This is a genomic window from Nonomuraea sp. NPDC052116 (assembly GCF_040680035.1).
Classification (GTDB): Bacteria; Actinomycetota; Actinomycetes; order Streptosporangiales; family Streptosporangiaceae; genus Nonomuraea; species Nonomuraea angiospora_A.
Window position 1 is genome coordinate 538,792 of sequence record NZ_JBFAWA010000001.1, and the last position, 15,005, is coordinate 553,796.

Consider the following 15,005-nt stretch of genomic DNA (forward strand, 5'->3'; position numbering starts at 1 on the left):
CACGACCAGCACGTTAGGTGACCCTAACTGGCGAGCTCCGCGGCGGATGTCTCGACGTCAAGATATCCCTAGGTTATCTCGACATCAAGTTAACCGGGTGCCAGTCGCCAGAACAGCAGGCCGACGATGGCCACCGACAGGATCGGCGCGAGGATCTTCTGCTCGAACGTCTTGCCGGTCTTGATGCCGATCTTCCACGGCAGCACGAACTTGGCCCCCAGCGGCCACAGCACCGGACAGCCCCGTTCGGTCATGCAGTCGCCCACGACATGGATGAGGCACCCGATCGCCACCGCGAGCCCCAGCCAGGCGTAGCCCACGCCGAGCGAGAGGAAGACGGCGTAAAGCCCGGCGGTCAGCCCGATGTTGATCATCGCGGAACCCGCCTTGTTGCCGGGGATCCCGACGCCGATCGCCCGCAGGGCCAGGCCGATGAGCAGCACGACCATGATGTCGCGCCCGATGGGATAGGTGTTGGCCAGCCAGTGGGCCCCGAATCCGAGCGCCGCCGCGAACACCAGCGAGTGGGTCGCCCCGCGGTGGCCGCCGCTGACCCAGCTCACGGCCTTGCTGAGCGCCCACGTGACCGGCCCGAAGGTCTGCGCGATCGTCGCGCTCGGATGGTCGAGGTCGGGCAGCATCGCGGCGCCCGCGCAGATGAGGGCACCGGCGATCAGCTCCGCCGGGCTGAGCGCGGTGGCCATGATTCCCGTCTCGACGAACCGGGACGACTCGTTCAGCAACGGAAGTGCGGCGAGGGGCGGCGCCAGCCCCAGCCAGGCGATGGCCCCGGTCATCGCGTGCGTGTGCCCCATCATGATCCGGACTGTACGGCAAAGAAGTCCTTTACGCGCCGAGACCCGCCTGGCGGGGCCTTCACGATGACCTGGGGCCGATCCGCGACGCGTTGCTTGGCGAAAACATGGGGGATACGTGATCACGCACGGTCTTCGCGACCGACCCGCTCCCCCGCGCACGCGAGCGGGGAAGGAGTGGGTGCGCGGTCCCGAAAAGTCCCCGCAAACGCAGACGAGGCCGTCTCCGCGGCGACAGCACCCCCCAGCCCTGCCGACGCGGAACGACCTCGTCTGCTCTAGATAACGAGCCTTTCCTCAATCCTGTTCCCGGATTCCGCAACTTTTTCGTGATCTGGCTCACTCCCGCACCGCCCTTGCGAACGACACACTATCGATATATCGTTGACGCATCGAGAACAGATCACGATATAGGGGGAGAAATGGATTCCGCACAGGCAGCAGGCGGGCACTGGCCCGGCGCGCACGAGTACCGGCAGGCGGCCCGTGAGGCCAAGCACGCCGCCCGCGAGGCGTTCAGGGCCGTTTCCGAGGCCTTCGACGACATGGGTGGCCGCGGCCACCACCACGAGCACCGCCAGCGCGGCAGGCGCGGCGGTCCCGGACCGTTCCCGTTCGACTGGGGGCGCGGCCCCTGGGGCGGCCCCGGCGGGCCGTGGGGCGGCCAGCGGGGCTGGGGCGGCCGGGGCCGCAAGGCCAAGCGGGGCGACGTACGCGCCGCGATCCTGGCCCTGCTCTTGGAGGAGCCGCGCAACGGCTACCAGATCATCCAGGAGATCGCCGAGCGCAGCGAGGGCGGCTGGAAGCCCAGCCCCGGCGCCGTCTACCCGGCGCTGCAGCAGCTCACCGACGAGGGCCTGGTGATCTCGGAGGAGAGCGAGGGCCGCAAGACCTTCCGCCTCACCGAGGCGGGGCGCAACTACATCGAGTCGCACGCGGACGAGGTCCGGGCCCCGTGGGACGAGATGCGCCCCGACATCGACGACAACACCGCCGATCTCTGGCACATCGCCCGGCAGTCGGCCTTCGCCATGATGCAGGTTTTGCAGACCGGGAACGACGCACAAATCCGAGAAGCGCGTAAGACTCTTATAGAGACCCGGCGCAAGCTCTACCAGATCCTGGCGGACGACGAACCGGGCGAGGAGTGAGCGCGAGCTTCCGGAAGGATTCGGGATCAGGTATGGACTCGCACGACCTTCGCATCGGCGACGCCGAGCGTGAGCAGACGATGGCCGTCCTGCGCGAGCACTTCGCGCAGGGCCGCCTGACCCACGAGGAGCTCGACGAGCGACTCGACCAGGCGCTGGCCTCGAAGACGGCCCGTGACCTGTCGAAGGTGACGGCCGACCTGCCGGGGCCGCAGCCCGCGCCCGGCTACCGCGAGCCCGCACCCCACTACGACCCCCACCATGACCCCCACCATGACATGGACGGCTGGCGGGAGGCGATGTCGGCGCACCGCCGGCAGATGCAGTCCATGCACCAGTCCCACCATGACATGCGTCACTCCATGCACCAGGCCCGCCGGGAGATGCGCCGCCAGTGGCGCGAGCAGGGCGGCAACCACCCGTGGCGGCGCCATCGCGGGCCGCACCCGTTCATGGGCGTGCTGTTCGTGTTCCTGCTGCTGGGGCTGATCTTCGGCGGGTTCGGGATCTTCAAGGTGCTCTTCGTGGTGTGGCTGGGAGCCATGGTGTTCAGCCTCATCCACCGGCGCTTCCACCACCGGCGCTGACGGTCCGCCCGGATCGTTTTGGGCCTTGACCCTGTCAGGGGCTCATTTCATGATCAGGGCGGATCTTCAGAGTCGAAGGGACGCCGCATGACCCAGCAGGGCGCTCCGGCCCGCCGCACGAACCCGTTCGCCGCCGTCGCCCCGGCCGACGGCCTCGCCCTGGACGTGCCGGAGTACCAAACCGGTTTCGACCGCGACCACGCGATCTGCCCCGAGCCGATGTGGAAGCTGGAGCGCGCCCAGCACTTCTACGAGCCGGACGTGGCGAGCTGGCGGGCCATGATGGACGGCGACTGGGAGCGTTCGCTGGCCCTGACCGCGCACATGGCGGCGACCGTGGCCGACTATTTCCGGCACCGCGTCCCGGTCAAGCGGGTGCGGGTCGTCGAGTTCCCGATCACCTCGTACCTGCAGTGGGAGATGCACATCCTGGCCTTACGCGCCAGGGCCGGCTCCCCGTGCCGGGTGGTGCCGGCCGAGCGGGTGGCGGGGCTCGACCCGATGCCGGAGCTGGTGATCTTCTCTCCGTCCCTGATGTACGAAGTGCTGTACGACCGGTACGGCGGGGGCATGGGCGGGCGGCGGATCACCGATCCCGCGGTCGTGGGGCCGTGCCTGCGGACGGTCCAGGAGCTGTTCGCCGAGGGGGAGAACGTGCTCGACTTCCACGAGCGGGAGATCGTGCCGCTGCCGCCGCCGCAGGTCACCGACGAGATGCGGGCCGCGCTGCCCGCCTACGCGCACCGTACCGAGGAGTTCCGGGTCTGAGCGCCCCCTTCACATTTCTCGGCAGGCCGGGAGCCGGGCGCACGCCACGAGATGGCCGGGTTCGGCCTCCAGCAGCGCTCCCGTGCCGCCGCGCTCGTGGTAGAGGCAGGTTTCCACGGGCGTGGCGTCGTCCCAGGCCTGGTGCAGGCGTGGCACGGCGGACAGCAGCTCGCGGGTGTAGGGGTGCAGCGGATCGCCGAAGACCTTGTCCGTCGGCCCCGTCTCGACCACGCTCCCCTGGCGCAGCACCACCGTGCGCTCGGCGAGGTAGTTGCCGAGCGAGAGGTCGTGCGTGATGTAGAGCACGCCGAGGCCCCGGGTCTTCAGCTCGGCGAGCAGGTTGAGCACGTCGATGCGGGTGGAGGCGTCCAGCATGCTGGTGATCTCGTCGGCCACCAGCAGCTTGATGTCGAGCAGCAGCGCGCGGGCGATGAGCAGGCGCTGGAGCTGGCCGCCGCTGAGCTGGTGCGGATACTTGCCGAGCACCTGGTCGGGGTTGAGCCGCACGTCGCGCAGGCACGCCGCGACCCGTCCTGCCCACTCGGCCGCCGGGACGGACGGGTGGTACGCCTCCTTGACCAGGTCGAACACCCGGTCGGCCTTGAACACCGGGTTGAACGAGCTGAACGGGTCCTGGAAGATGCCCTGGATGTGGCGGTAGTACTCCTTGCCGCCGCGCACGGGCCGCCCGTCGAAGGTGATCGTGCCGCTGGTGACCGGGTTCAGGCCGAGGATCATCCGGCCGATCGTGCTCTTGCCGCTGCCGCTCTCCCCGATGAGGGAGACGACCTCGCCGGGCACGACCTCGAAGCTCACGTTCCGTACGGCCGCGACGCTCTTGCCGCCGAACGCGCCGATCCTGAATTCCTTGGTGACGTCGTCGAGTTTCAGCATCAGGCCTTCCAGCAGGCGACGTGATGGTCGGAGGCGAGCGCGACCACGGGCGGTTCCTCGGCGCACTCGTCCCCCGCGATCGGGCAGCGGTCGCGGAAGCGGCAGCCGGCGGGCGGGTCCAGCAGCGACGGCGGGCTGCCGGCGATGCCCTCCAGCCTGCGGTCGGCGTAGCGGACGCCGACCTCGGGCAGGGAGTCGAGCAGCAGCTTCGTGTACGGATGGCGGGGCGCCTTGACGATCACGTCGGCGGGCGCCTTCTCGGCGAGCCTGCCCGCGTACATGACCATGATCGTGTCGGCGATGTGGTGGGTGAGCGCGATGTCGTGGGTGACGAAGATCATGCTCTTGACGTAGCCGCTCTCGCGGAAGCCGAGCAGCGCGCGGGCGACGGCCTTCTGGGTGGAGACGTCGAGCGCGGAGGTGACCTCGTCGGCGATCAGCAGGGACGGGTCGAGCAGCGTCGAGATGACCATCACCATGCGCTGCTTCATGCCGCCGGACAGCTCGATCGGGTAGCGGTCGAGCACCTCCCGGGGCAGGCCGACCTGGTCCATCCGGCGTTCCAGCTCGGCGGCGTCCACCTCCGCGCCCCTCGACCTGAGCAGCTCGCCGACCATCCTGCGGATCTTGCGGGTGGGGTTGAGCGCGCTCATGGCGTACTGCGGGATGAGGGAGACCTCCTTGAAGCGGAAGTCGTTCATCCCGCGGTCGTCGGCGATGGGCAGCTCCCGGCCGTCGAGCACGACCCGGCCGCCGACGTGGCGCATGCGGCCGTCCATGCGGATGAGGCTCTTGCCCAGCGTGCTCTTGCCGCAGCCGGACTCGCCGACCAGGCCGAGGATCTCGCCGTCCGACAGCTCGAAGGACATGCCGTCGAGGGCGCGGACCTCGCCCCTGAGCGTGCGGTAGTGCACCCTCAGCTCGCTGACCTGCAGGCTCATGTCTCCCTCAGCTTCGGGTTGAAGACCTCGTCGAGGCCGACGTTGGCCACGTACAGGGCGCCCACGATGGCGGTGATGGCCGCGCCCGGCGGCACGAACCACCACCACATGCCGAGCTGGAGCGCGCTCCACTGGTTGGCGTTCTGCAGCATCAGGCCGAGCGAGACCCCCTCGGTCGGGCCGAGGCCGATGAAGTCGAGCGAGGAGGCGATGAGGATCGAGCCGCCGAACAGCAGGATGAAGGTCATGAACAGGTAGGAGCTCATGTTCGGCGCGATCTCCCTGGTGATGATCTTCCAGGTGCTCGCGCCGCTCATCCTGGCCAGGTCCACGAACTCCCTCGTACGCAGCGAGAACGTCTGCGCCCTGATCGCCCGTGCCGCCCACGGCCACTGCGTCAGGCCGATGAACAGGCCCTGCACGGCCACGCTCCTGATCCCCAGGTACGCGTTGATGATCAGCAGCACGGCCAGGGTCGGGATGACGAGGATGACGTTGGTCAGCATGTTGAGCACCTCGTCGACGATGCCGCCGCGGTAGCCGGCCACGAACCCGACGAGCATGCCGATGGCCGCCGCGATGCCGCCGCCGACCACGCCCACGGCGAAGGTGCTGCGCAGGCCGTGCACGAACTGCAGGAAGATGTCCTGGCCGAACGTGGTGGTGCCGAGCCAGTGCCCGGCCGAGGGCGGGCTCATGGGCTGGGGGCCGTACTCGTTGGGCGTGCCGCCGGTCAGCACCGGCCCGATCAGGCCGAGCAGGAGCAGCACCAGCACGAGGCCGAAGCCGAACATCAGTTTCCCGTTGCGCACCGCGAAGTAGAGCGCCTCGCGCCGGACCCCGGCCCGCTCGCGCGGGGCGACTTCCTGGAGTGCCGTCATGCCCGCGCACCCGCCATTCCCGCCCTCGTACGCGGATCGACCACGACGTAGACGATGTCGATGATGAAGTTGGCGATCAGCACGCCGAGCACGATGAACAGGAACGTGCCCTGGAGCAGGAAGAAGTCCTTGTTCTTGATGGCGTTGAGTATCAGGCTGCCCAGGCCCGGATAGGCGAAGACGATCTCGGTGACCAGGGCTCCGGCCACGATCACGCCGAGTTGCAGGGCCAGGCCGGTGATCTGGGGCAGGACGGCGTTGCGGAAGGCGTACCTGCGGATGAGCCTGGCCGGCGCGCCGAGCGCGGCCAGGTAGTTGGAGTAGTCGGACTCCAGCTCATAGATGATCATGTTGCGCATGCCGATGGCCCAGCCGCCCAGCGCCACCAGGAACAGCGACAGGAACGGCAGCGTCCAGTGGTGCAGCAGGTCGAGCAGGAACGCCCACGACCAGTTGGGCCGCATCGAGAAGCTGTAGCCGCCGGCCACCGGGAACAGTCCGGCGATCACGCCGAGCGCCCAGGCCAGGAGCACGGCCAGCCACATGTACGGCATCGCGGTCAGGACGTACCCGACCGGGAGCACGGTGTTGTCGAGCAGCTTGCGCCGGGCCGCGTACGCGCCGAACCAGTTGCCCACCACCCAGCTCAGCAGCACCGACGGGATGATCAGCGCCAGCGTGTACGGCACCGCGCTCATGATCACGGAGCTGACGGGGGAAGGGAACAGCCAGATGCTGATCCCGAAGTCGCCCCTGAACAGCGCGGCCCAGAAGTTGAGGTACTGCGTGATCAACGGCTGGTCGAAGCCGAAGAGGTTGCTGTAGTAGACCCGCATCGCCTCCGCGGCGGCGGGCTGGGTGACGTTGGCCCTGGCCACCATGCTCGCCACCGGGTCGCCGGGCATGAAACGCGGGATCAGCCAGTTGACGGTGACGGCGACGAAGAAGGTCAGCCCGTATATGAGCAGTTTTCTGCCGAAATATCGACGCACGTGATGCTTTCTCCGTGAGAGCCGTGAAAGTCCCCCGCTCCTGCGGGAGCGGGGGACGATGGGGTCAGGAGCCGGAGGGCTGGAGCTGCGTGAGGGTCTCGAAACCACCCAGTTCGAGCCAGTTGTGCCACATCACGGCCGGGGTCTTGGGCGTGCTGCCCGCCGCGGCCGGCCAGTTCTTCCAGACCTGGTTGCTCGACTGCGCCCAGAGGCCGTTGTACCAGAGCGGGATCACCGGCAGGTCGTCCAGGTGGATCTGCTGGAGCTGGGAGATGATCTTCTTCATGCCCTCGACGTCGTCGGTCTTGACCTGGTCGAGCTGCTTGGTCAGGTCCCAGGCCCGCTTGTTCTCGTAGCGGGCGAAGTTGACGGTGTTCTGCTGTTTCTGGATCGGGAGCTGGAAGAGGTACTCGTAGTAGGTGTACGGCGAGTTGGACAGCTGCCGCTCGTTGTTGATCAGCAGGTCGAAGTCGCCCTTGGCGCGCTTCTCCACCAGGGCGTTGAAGTCGGGGAAGTCCGGGGTGATCTGGATCCCGGCGGTCTTGGCGCTGGCGGCGATGGACCTGGCCGACTCCATCCAGTCCGTCCAGCCGGACGGCACGATGATGGTCAGGCTGATCTTGGAGCCGTCCTTGTTCTCGACGTACCCGTCACCGTCGGCGTCCTTGTAACCGGCGTCGGCCAGCGCCTTCTTCGCCTTGGCCGCGTCGAAGGCGAACCCCGACTTGGCCACCACGTTCTGGTCGACGTACTGCTCCCACTGCGGCAGCAGGCCGGTCGGGCTGGCGGCCTTGACGAGGTTGCCGTACACGCCTTCGACGATCTTCTTGACGTCGATCGAGGCGGCGAGCGCCTTGCGGAAGGCGGGGTCGTCCATCGGCTTCTTGGTGGTGTTGGGCACCAGCCACGCGGTGTTGGCCGACAACATGTACGGCGGCTCGCTGTAGTAGGTCGTCAGGCCGAAGTTGCCCTTCACCAGGTTGGCCACGCCGGGCAGGAAGTTGTTGCTCAGGTCCATGCCCTTCTGCAGCAGCAGGCCCATCGCGACCTCGTTGCTCGGGGTGGCGATGTCGACGATGTAGCGGGGCTTGGGCTCCATGTTCAGCGCGGTCTTGCCCCACCAGTCGTCGCGCCGCTGCAGCACGACGCGGTCCTGGTCCTTGGCCATGAACGTGTACGCGCCCGTGCCCACCGGGTTCTCGTTGATCCCGTCGAGCACGTCCTTCTCCGAGCGGCCCTTCCAGATGTGCTCGGGGACGATCGAGCGGCCGTACAGGTTGAAGTCCCACTGCTGGTAGTTGGCCGTGGAGAAGCTGAACTTCACCGTCTGGTCGTCGACCGCCTCGACGCTCTTCAGCCAGGTCCACAGGTTGTGGTACGGGATCGTCTCCATCTTGCCGAGCTCGAAGGAGTACACCACGTCCTTGGCCGTCAGAGGCTGGCCGTCGGCCCACTTGACGCCCTGGCGGAGCTTGATCTGGTACGTCTTGTCGTCGGCCCACGAGCCGCTCTCGGCCAGCCAGGGGGTCAGCTTGCCGGCGGTCGCGTCATAGTGGAACAGCGTCTCGTACACCAGGCCCTTGGTGCCCGTGGCGTGGTCCCATTCCCTGATGGGGTTGAAGTTGACGGGCGGCCCCCACTGGGTGCCGGTCGTGTAGAGCGTCTCGTTGCGCGGCAGCGAGTCGGGGTTGGCGCTGGCCACCGCGCCCTGGCTCTGCGGCTGGGAGGCCGGAGGGGTCGGCGTGGCTCCGCCGCCGGTGCAGGCCGCGGCGAGCAGGCCCGCCGCCACGAGCGGAATCATGATCCGAGCCCGGTTTCGCATCGCTTCTCTCCTTCCTCCGCGCGAGGCGCGAAGGTTCGCACGTCTTCCATCGACCCCCGATGGGCCGGCTTGCTCTCGAACGGGCGGCGGGAGCTCCCACCTGGGAGCGCTCCCAGGAAGAACGCAGAACGCGCTCCCGCCCTGGAGACCGGTGAGCGATTCACTGAGGAGTAGTCACAGGCCGCGAGGGCCTGCTGAACCGGATAAGTACCGCGAACGTAAGTTCACGATGTCCGTGCCGTCAATACCCGTGACGTTTTCGAGACGCGCCCGCAAACGCTCTCACCGGTTGACCTCGACCGCGATTGAGGTTGCACGGTGGAGCGCATGAACAGCTTCACGATCGGCGTCATCCTGCCGGGGGTCGCCGTGCAGCGGCGCGACGGCATCGACCTGCCGGCCGCCGCGCGGCACGCCGAGGACGCCGGGCTGGACGGCGTGTGGCACGGCGACCACCTGGCCATCGGCGGGCCGACCCTGGACGGGCCCATCGCCCTGGCCGCCGCGGCGGCGGGCACCCGGCGGATCAAGGTGGGGATGAGCGTGTTCGTCCCCGCCATCCGGCCCCTCGCGTGGGCCGCCAAGCAGATCGCGACCCTGCAGCACGTCACCGGCGACCGCCTCGTCCTGGGAGTGGGCTCGGGCGGCGGTCCCGGGCAGTGGGCCGCGGCGGGGGCGCCCTACCGCTCGCGCGGCCGGCGTACCGACACGGCCCTGGAACTGCTGCCCCGGCTGCTGGCGGGCGAGGAGACGCGGCTGCGGGACGAGCCCGGAGAGCCGCCCGTACGGCTGGCGCCCGCCGCCACGATGCCGCCGGTGTGGGTGGGCAACGCGTCCGAGGCGGCGATCCGGCGGGCGGCGCTGCTCGGCGACGGGTGGTTCCCGTCCCTGGTCCCGCCCCGGGAGGTGGCCGAGGGCCGGGCCCGGCTCGCGGAGCTCGCCGCGGGCCGGGGCCGTCCCGTACCGGTCGTCGCGATCGGCGGCACGGCGGCCCTGGGGAGCGGCGACGGCGTCCCGTCGCGGGAGGAGATCGCGTCAGGCGTCGCCGCCGCCTACGGCCGCCCCTTGGAAGAGGTCCTGCCGATCCCGCTCACCGGCCCGCCGGAGCGGGCCGCCGAGGCGCTCGCCGCCTACCGCGACGCCGGGGCGGGCCACGCGGTCATCGGCATAGCGGGCGGCGACTGGCGTACCCAGGTGGACCTGCTGGCGAAGGTGCGCGACCTGCTGCGGTGAGGTCCCCGGCCGGGTTCAGAGCCAGCCCATGCGCTGGGCCGTGCGGATGGCCTCCAGCCGGTTCTGGGCGTTGAGCTTGGTCATCGCGCTCGACAGGTAGTTGCGTACGGTGCCCTCGGTCAGGTGCAGCTCGGCCGCGATCCGCGAGATCGTGGCCCCGTCGCCGGCCAGCCGCAGCGCGTCGCGCTCGCGCTCGGTCAGCGGACTGTCGCCGGCGGCCATCGCGGCGGCGGCCAGCTCGGCGTCGAGATAGCGGCCGCCCGCCTGGACCTTCCGGATCGCCATGGCCAGCTCCTCCGCCGAGGCGTCCTTGCCGAGGAAGCCGCTCACCCCCGCCGCCATGGCCCTGCGCAGGTAGCCGGGGCGGCCCAGGCTCGTCAAAATGACGATCTTGCACTGCGCGCTGATCTGCTCGGCCGCGCTGAGGCCGTCCATGCCGGGCATCTCGATGTCGAGCACGGCCACGTCGGGCCGGTGCTCGGCCACGGCGGCCACGACCTCGTCGCCCCTGCCCACCTGGGCGACGACCTCGATGCCCTCCTCCAGGTCCAGCAGGGCCGCGATGGCGCCCCGGATCAGGTGCTCGTCGTCCGCCAGCAACACCCTGGTCGTCATGCCGGCACCGCCGCCCGCAGCAGGTAGCCGCCCTCGTGCGTCGGCGCGGCCTCCAGGGTGCCGCCGACCGCGCGTACGCGCTGGGCCAGCCCCGCCAGGCCGTTCGGCGCGTGCTCGCCCGCCGGTCCGCTCACCCCGTCGTTGGACATCTCCAGCACTCCATCCTCGATCGTGATCGTGCAGCGTCCGGCCGTGCTGTGCTTGAGCACGTTGGTGGTCCCCTCGCGCACGACCGTGGCCAGCAGCGTGCGGGTCTCCGGCGACAGCGAGCCCGTCTCGGCGCGCACGGTGCATCGTACGTCCGCCGCCTCCAGCACGGCCCGCACGCCGGCGAGCATCTCGTCCAGGTCGACGGCCCGGTAGCTCTGCACGACGGAGCGCACCTCGCGCAGCGACCGCCGGGCCAGGTCGCGCACCGCGAACATCTCCTCGGCCGCCGCCGCCGGGTCGACCGGCAGCGTGCGCGACGCGCCCTCCGTGCGGACCGCGATGTCGGTGAGGCTCTGCCCGAGCAGGTCGTTGAGGTCGCGGGCGAAGCGCAGGCGCTCCTCCGAGACCGCCAGCCTGGCCTGCGCCTCCTGCCCCTCGTACGCCTCCTTGGCCACCCGCCAGAGCCACAGGTTCGTCAGCACGCCGACCACGCTCACGGCGGTGAACACCGACTGCACCAGGAGCGTGCCCCAGATGGGCACGCCCTGCACCGCCACGTAGAGGTTGAAGAGCACGACGGACAGGACCGACAGGATCACGATGGTGCGCCTGCGCACGAAGGGCCCCAGCATGCCCAGCCACGTCGGGACGGCCCACATGAAGAAGGCGGCGGACATGACCAGGATGATCACGCCGGTCACCGACAGGATCGCGGTGGGCCGCCTGCCGCCCCTCATGGCCACCCGGTGCGGCCGCGTCGCGAGCACGTTGAAGACCACCAGCAGGGCGACGCCGACCAGGACCACCGGCCACGGGAGTCCGCTGTCCCAGCGGACATAGAGGTCGTAATAGCCGAAGAAGGAGAACAGATTGATGAGGTCGGTCGAGTAGACGATCACCCAGCGGATCTTGTCCAGCTTCGTCGCACGGCGGATCACGCGGGCACCGCCGCTCGCAGCAGGAACTCGCCCGCCGGGGTCGGCCGGGCGGAGAAAGAGCCACCCGCCGTGGCCAGCCGCTCCGACAGGCCCCGCAGGCCGCTGCCGGAGGCGGAGGGGCGCCCGTCCACGCCGTCGTTGATCATTTCGAGCACGCCGCCGTCGATCGTGATCGCGCAGCGGGTGGCCGCGCTGTGCTTGAGCACGTTGGTGGTGCCCTCACGGACCGCCCAGGCCAGCAGCGTCCGGGCGGCCGGCGACAGCCCGTCGGCCCTGGCGTCGATCAGGCAGCGCGCGCCGGCCGCCTCCAACGCCACCTGCGCGCCGGCCAGCTCCTCGTCGAGGTCGAGCGTCTGGTAGCCGTGCACCGCCTGCTGCACCTCGGCCAGCGACTCGCCGGCCAGCCGGTGCACCTGGGCCATCTCGGCGTCCGCCCGCCCGGCGTCCTTGGTCGCCAGCTTGGCGGCCAGCTCGCTCTTCAGCGTGATCACCGACAGGCTGTGCCCGAGCAGGTCGTGCAGGTCACGGGCGAAGCGCAGCCGCTCCTCCGACACCGCCAGCCGGGCCTTGGCCTCCTTGCTGTCGTGGGCGTCCCTGATCGTCCACCAGATCCAGCGCCAGACCAGCATGGCCACCGTCAGCGCGACGGCGCTGAACGTCTCGGGAACGAGCACCCCGTACCACGGCTCGCCGGTCACGGCCATGACATAGCCGCCGGCCAGGCCGACCACGGCCACGCCGAGGCAGAGGGTCACGGCCCACGGCAGGTAGAGGGCGGCGATCGACAGCCACAGGACGCCGATCTCCAGCCAGGTGGGCACGTTCTCCAGCGGCTGGTGCGGCACCAGCGCCACCGCGACCGCCGCGGACAGCCCCGCGACCACCAGCTTCGGCGTCGGCCGCGGCCTGACGTCGTAGGCGTCCCTGAGCAGGGAGGGGAAGAGGCCGAAGCAGACCAGCAGGCAGGTGAGGACGGCCGCGGCGTGGAGCGTGGAGATCCGGCCGTCCGCCAGGTAGATGACGATGACCACCACGAACATGACGCCGAGGAGCATGACCGCGGCGTCCATCCAGTAGAGCAGGATCTTTCGCGCCGTCTCCGGACGCGCCGCCATCACGCCATCCCCCTGCCGCTGGAAACCTCGCCCGTCGCGGAAATCCTATAGTCAGGGAGAGGTCTGCCAAAGAATCCGCGACACGTCCGGCTTCGGGGCGACTCCGCGCAGCGACAGCCAGGCCAGGCCGTGGCGGGCGGCGTAGGCGGCCAGGGTCCGGGCGTCGACCTCGTTCAGATCGCCCTCGCCCACCAGCACCGGGGTGAGCGCGATGTGCGGCCACGCCTCCTCGGGGTCGTCCAGGCCCTGGGCCCGCGCGATCTGGTCCCTGGCCGCCAGCACGGCCTCCGCCACCCGGCGCAGGCGGCCGTCAGGGGCGCCGCGCGGCTCGATGTCGGCCAGCAGGTTGACGGTGCCGATCTCGGCGCCCGCCTGGCGGGTGGCCCGCAGCATCGCCACGTCGCCGGAGCCCAGCCCGTCCGACTTCAGCGGCAGCGTGAAGCTGACCTGGAGCGGCCGCTCGCGCTGCATGGCGTAGATGGCCCGCGCCCGGCGCAGCACGGCGGCCTCGTCCCGGCTGTCGCTGACCTCGAAGTCGATGGTGTCGGCGTCGAACGCCCCGACCACCCTGCGGTAGGCGGCCGCGAGCCCGCCCGGCCTGGTGCAGGTGTCGGCCAGCTCCCGCCCCTCCGGGCCGCCGAACACGGGCGCGGCGTCGCCGCCCAGCGCCCTGAGCCGGCCGATCCGGTTGGCCACGGGGTTGTTGCCGGGATCGAGCGGGTCGGACTGGGACGGGCCATTCCATTTGGGCGCGCAGCCGTCGTCGCCCGAGACGAGGTGGCCGAGCGCGAACCGGCGCACACCGGTGCGCCGGGTCTCCTTGGGCAGGTCGAACTCGGGCTCCCGAGCGGTGTCGACGAACTCCACGAACGCCGCCTGCGGCTCCACCGCCACCGGGGGCGAGACGGCAGGGGTGTGCCTCACCACCGGCGGCCTCGGCGCGAGCGTGGCACCCGCGGGAAGCATGCGCACGATCGCTCCGGTGGCGCCGGTGAGAGCGAGGGCCCCGAGGATCGCGAGCGGGCGCGGGAGCACGCCCGGCTCCCTCTTGTGCCGCGGCATAGGCCACCCCACGTGGTCATTCGGCTACTTTCCGGCGCTGACTCGAACGGTAGCAAGCGCGCGAGCCGCTGTGCGGTCCTTTTCCGGCACGCGTCCGTTGTGTGCGGATAATGTCGTCATGAAGCTGCGGATCTTCACCGAGCCCCAGCAGGGCGCGACATATGACGACCTGCTCACCGTCGCCCAGGCCACCGAACGACTGGGTTTTGACGCTTTCTTCCGTTCCGACCACTACATGCGCATCGGCCCCGGCGACCCGGGGGTCGGCTCGACCGACGCGTGGATCACGCTGGCCGGCCTGGCCAGGGAGACCTCGAGGATCCGGCTGGGCACCCTGGTGACGCCGGCCACGTTCCGGCTGCCCGGGCCGCTGGCGATCAGCGTCGCGCAGATCGACCAGATGAGCGGCGGCCGGGTCGAGCTCGGCTTCGGCACGGGCTGGTTCGACACCGAGCACGCGGCGTACGGCATCCCATTCCCGCCGCAGAACGAGCGGTTCGGGCGGTTCGAGGAGCAGCTCGAGATCATCACGGGCCTGTGGACCGCGGAGAAGAGCTTCTCGTTCGAGGGCAGCTACTACCGGGTGGCCGACTCGCCGGCGCTGCCCAAGCCGGTCCAGCGGCCCAGGCCGCCGATCATCATCGGCGGGTTCGGCGCCAAGCGCACGCCGAGGCTGGCGGCTGCGTACGCCGACGAGTACAACCTCCCGTTCCACACCCTGGCCGACACGGAGCAGGCGTTCGCGCGGGTGCGCGCGGCCTGCGAGACGACCGGGCGCGACCTGACGTACTCGGTGGCGCAGACGACCGTCGTGGGCGCGGATCGGGCGGAGGTCGAGCGGCGCGCGGCCGCCATCGGCGAGAACCCCGAGACCCTGCCCGTGGGCGGACTGTGCGGCACCCCGGCCGAGATCGTGGAGAAGATCGGCAAGTTCGCCGAGCTGGGCGCCGAGACGGTCTACCTGCAGATCATGGACCTGAACGACCTCGAGCACCTGGAGCTGATCGCCGCTGAGGTGCTGCCGCACGTGTAAGTAATCAT

General features: G+C 70.0%; 15 protein-coding genes. 5 read left to right on the forward strand and 10 right to left on the reverse strand.

Annotated elements, in window-relative coordinates; genetic code table 11:
* Positions 1–89 precede the first annotated feature (89 nt).
* Positions 90–818 carry a metal-dependent hydrolase gene (locus AB0L65_RS02500; RefSeq protein WP_350722815.1) on the reverse strand — a complete coding sequence of 243 codons (729 nt, stop codon included), beginning with the start codon at positions 816–818 and terminating at the stop codon, positions 90–92.
* A gap of 419 nt (positions 819–1,237) precedes the next feature.
* Here AB0L65_RS02500 and AB0L65_RS02505 point away from each other — a divergent pair, with 419 nt between their 5' ends.
* The 3 genes from AB0L65_RS02505 (at position 1,238) to AB0L65_RS02515 (ending at position 3,321) form a co-directional block, all read left to right on the forward strand.
* Positions 1,238–1,966: a PadR family transcriptional regulator gene (locus tag AB0L65_RS02505; RefSeq protein ID WP_364239612.1), complete on the forward strand. Its 729-nt coding sequence runs from the start codon at positions 1,238–1,240 to the stop codon at positions 1,964–1,966.
* Positions 1,967–1,998: 32 nt separating this feature from the next.
* Complete coding sequence (locus tag AB0L65_RS02510) at positions 1,999–2,553, forward strand: DUF1707 domain-containing protein (protein WP_364239614.1); 555 nt, start codon at positions 1,999–2,001, stop codon at positions 2,551–2,553.
* A gap of 87 nt (positions 2,554–2,640) precedes the next feature.
* Positions 2,641–3,321 (forward strand): DUF6879 family protein, encoded by a 681-nt coding sequence (locus AB0L65_RS02515; RefSeq protein ID WP_350722821.1) that lies wholly within the window; start codon positions 2,641–2,643, stop codon positions 3,319–3,321.
* A 9-nt stretch (positions 3,322–3,330) separates the two neighbouring features.
* On the opposite strand, the gene AB0L65_RS02520 is transcribed toward AB0L65_RS02515, so the two are convergent.
* The 5 genes from AB0L65_RS02520 to AB0L65_RS02540 all read right to left on the reverse strand — a co-directional run bounded on the left by AB0L65_RS02520 (position 3,331) and on the right by AB0L65_RS02540 (position 8,851).
* On the reverse strand, positions 3,331–4,215 hold the full coding sequence (locus tag AB0L65_RS02520) for an ATP-binding cassette domain-containing protein (RefSeq protein WP_364239616.1): 885 nt from the start codon (positions 4,213–4,215) through the stop codon (positions 3,331–3,333).
* Positions 4,215–5,156: an ABC transporter ATP-binding protein gene (locus AB0L65_RS02525; RefSeq protein ID WP_364239618.1), complete on the reverse strand. Its 942-nt coding sequence runs from the start codon at positions 5,154–5,156 to the stop codon at positions 4,215–4,217. The genes AB0L65_RS02520 and AB0L65_RS02525 overlap by 1 nt, the downstream gene beginning before the upstream one ends.
* The gene (locus tag AB0L65_RS02530; protein ID WP_364239619.1) at positions 5,153–6,037 is read right to left on the reverse strand and encodes an ABC transporter permease; all 885 of its coding nucleotides are present in this window, start codon (positions 6,035–6,037) and stop codon (positions 5,153–5,155) included. Before AB0L65_RS02530 ends, AB0L65_RS02525 begins: the two co-directional genes overlap by 4 nt.
* Positions 6,034–7,029: an ABC transporter permease gene (locus AB0L65_RS02535; protein ID WP_355194426.1), complete on the reverse strand. Its 996-nt coding sequence runs from the start codon at positions 7,027–7,029 to the stop codon at positions 6,034–6,036. Before AB0L65_RS02535 ends, AB0L65_RS02530 begins: the two co-directional genes overlap by 4 nt.
* A 64-nt stretch (positions 7,030–7,093) precedes the next feature.
* Positions 7,094–8,851, reverse strand: coding sequence for an ABC transporter substrate-binding protein (locus AB0L65_RS02540; RefSeq protein ID WP_364239621.1), 1,758 nt, complete (start codon positions 8,849–8,851; stop codon positions 7,094–7,096).
* Positions 8,852–9,178: 327 nt separating this feature from the next.
* Between AB0L65_RS02540 and AB0L65_RS02545 the strand changes: the two genes are divergently transcribed.
* Complete coding sequence (locus AB0L65_RS02545) at positions 9,179–10,084, forward strand: LLM class flavin-dependent oxidoreductase (protein WP_355194422.1); 906 nt, start codon at positions 9,179–9,181, stop codon at positions 10,082–10,084.
* Positions 10,085–10,099: 15 nt separating this feature from the next.
* Here the strand turns inward: AB0L65_RS02545 and AB0L65_RS02550 are convergent, their stop codons facing one another.
* Genes AB0L65_RS02550 through AB0L65_RS02565 form a run of 4 tightly spaced genes read right to left on the reverse strand, consistent with a single transcriptional unit; the run spans position 10,100 to position 13,937 of the window.
* A complete protein-coding gene (locus tag AB0L65_RS02550; protein ID WP_192786541.1) occupies positions 10,100–10,699 on the reverse strand; it encodes a response regulator transcription factor in 600 nt (199 codons plus the stop codon).
* Entirely contained in the window at positions 10,696–11,787 is a 1,092-nt protein-coding gene (locus tag AB0L65_RS02555) for a histidine kinase (RefSeq protein ID WP_364239623.1), read from the reverse strand. The genes AB0L65_RS02550 and AB0L65_RS02555 overlap by 4 nt, the downstream gene beginning before the upstream one ends.
* The gene (locus AB0L65_RS02560) at positions 11,784–12,902 is read right to left on the reverse strand and encodes a histidine kinase (protein WP_364239625.1); all 1,119 of its coding nucleotides are present in this window, start codon (positions 12,900–12,902) and stop codon (positions 11,784–11,786) included. The genes AB0L65_RS02555 and AB0L65_RS02560 overlap by 4 nt, the downstream gene beginning before the upstream one ends.
* 51 nt (positions 12,903–12,953) lie before the next feature.
* Positions 12,954–13,937 carry a hypothetical protein gene (locus AB0L65_RS02565; RefSeq protein WP_364239627.1) on the reverse strand — a complete coding sequence of 328 codons (984 nt, stop codon included), beginning with the start codon at positions 13,935–13,937 and terminating at the stop codon, positions 12,954–12,956.
* 145 nt (positions 13,938–14,082) lie between these two features.
* On the opposite strand from AB0L65_RS02565, the gene AB0L65_RS02570 reads away from it, so the two are divergent.
* Positions 14,083–14,997, forward strand: a complete 915-nt coding sequence (locus AB0L65_RS02570) for an LLM class F420-dependent oxidoreductase (RefSeq protein WP_350722841.1) — start codon at positions 14,083–14,085, stop codon at positions 14,995–14,997.
* The last annotated feature ends 8 nt before the right edge of the window (positions 14,998–15,005 follow it).

Excerpts from the sequence above, each read along its gene's own strand:
- AB0L65_RS02570 (WP_350722841.1), top strand. The coding sequence starts at position 14,083 with ATGAAGCTGCGGATCTTCACCGAGCCCCAGCAGGGCGCGACATATGAC.
- AB0L65_RS02545 (WP_355194422.1), top strand. The coding sequence starts at position 9,179 with ATGAACAGCTTCACGATCGGCGTCATCCTGCCGGGGGTCGCCGTGCAG.
- AB0L65_RS02540 (WP_364239621.1), bottom strand. The coding sequence starts at position 8,851 with ATGCGAAACCGGGCTCGGATCATGATTCCGCTCGTGGCGGCGGGCCTG.
- AB0L65_RS02515 (WP_350722821.1), top strand. The coding sequence starts at position 2,641 with ATGACCCAGCAGGGCGCTCCGGCCCGCCGCACGAACCCGTTCGCCGCC.
- AB0L65_RS02510 (WP_364239614.1), top strand. The coding sequence starts at position 1,999 with ATGGACTCGCACGACCTTCGCATCGGCGACGCCGAGCGTGAGCAGACG.
- AB0L65_RS02520 (WP_364239616.1), bottom strand. The coding sequence starts at position 4,215 with ATGCTGAAACTCGACGACGTCACCAAGGAATTCAGGATCGGCGCGTTC.
- AB0L65_RS02530 (WP_364239619.1), bottom strand. The coding sequence starts at position 6,037 with ATGACGGCACTCCAGGAAGTCGCCCCGCGCGAGCGGGCCGGGGTCCGG.
- AB0L65_RS02560 (WP_364239625.1), bottom strand. The coding sequence starts at position 12,902 with ATGGCGGCGCGTCCGGAGACGGCGCGAAAGATCCTGCTCTACTGGATG.
- AB0L65_RS02505 (WP_364239612.1), top strand. The coding sequence starts at position 1,238 with ATGGATTCCGCACAGGCAGCAGGCGGGCACTGGCCCGGCGCGCACGAG.
- AB0L65_RS02500 (WP_350722815.1), bottom strand. The coding sequence starts at position 818 with ATGATGGGGCACACGCACGCGATGACCGGGGCCATCGCCTGGCTGGGG.
- AB0L65_RS02550 (WP_192786541.1), bottom strand. The coding sequence starts at position 10,699 with ATGACGACCAGGGTGTTGCTGGCGGACGACGAGCACCTGATCCGGGGC.
- AB0L65_RS02525 (WP_364239618.1), bottom strand. The coding sequence starts at position 5,156 with ATGAGCCTGCAGGTCAGCGAGCTGAGGGTGCACTACCGCACGCTCAGG.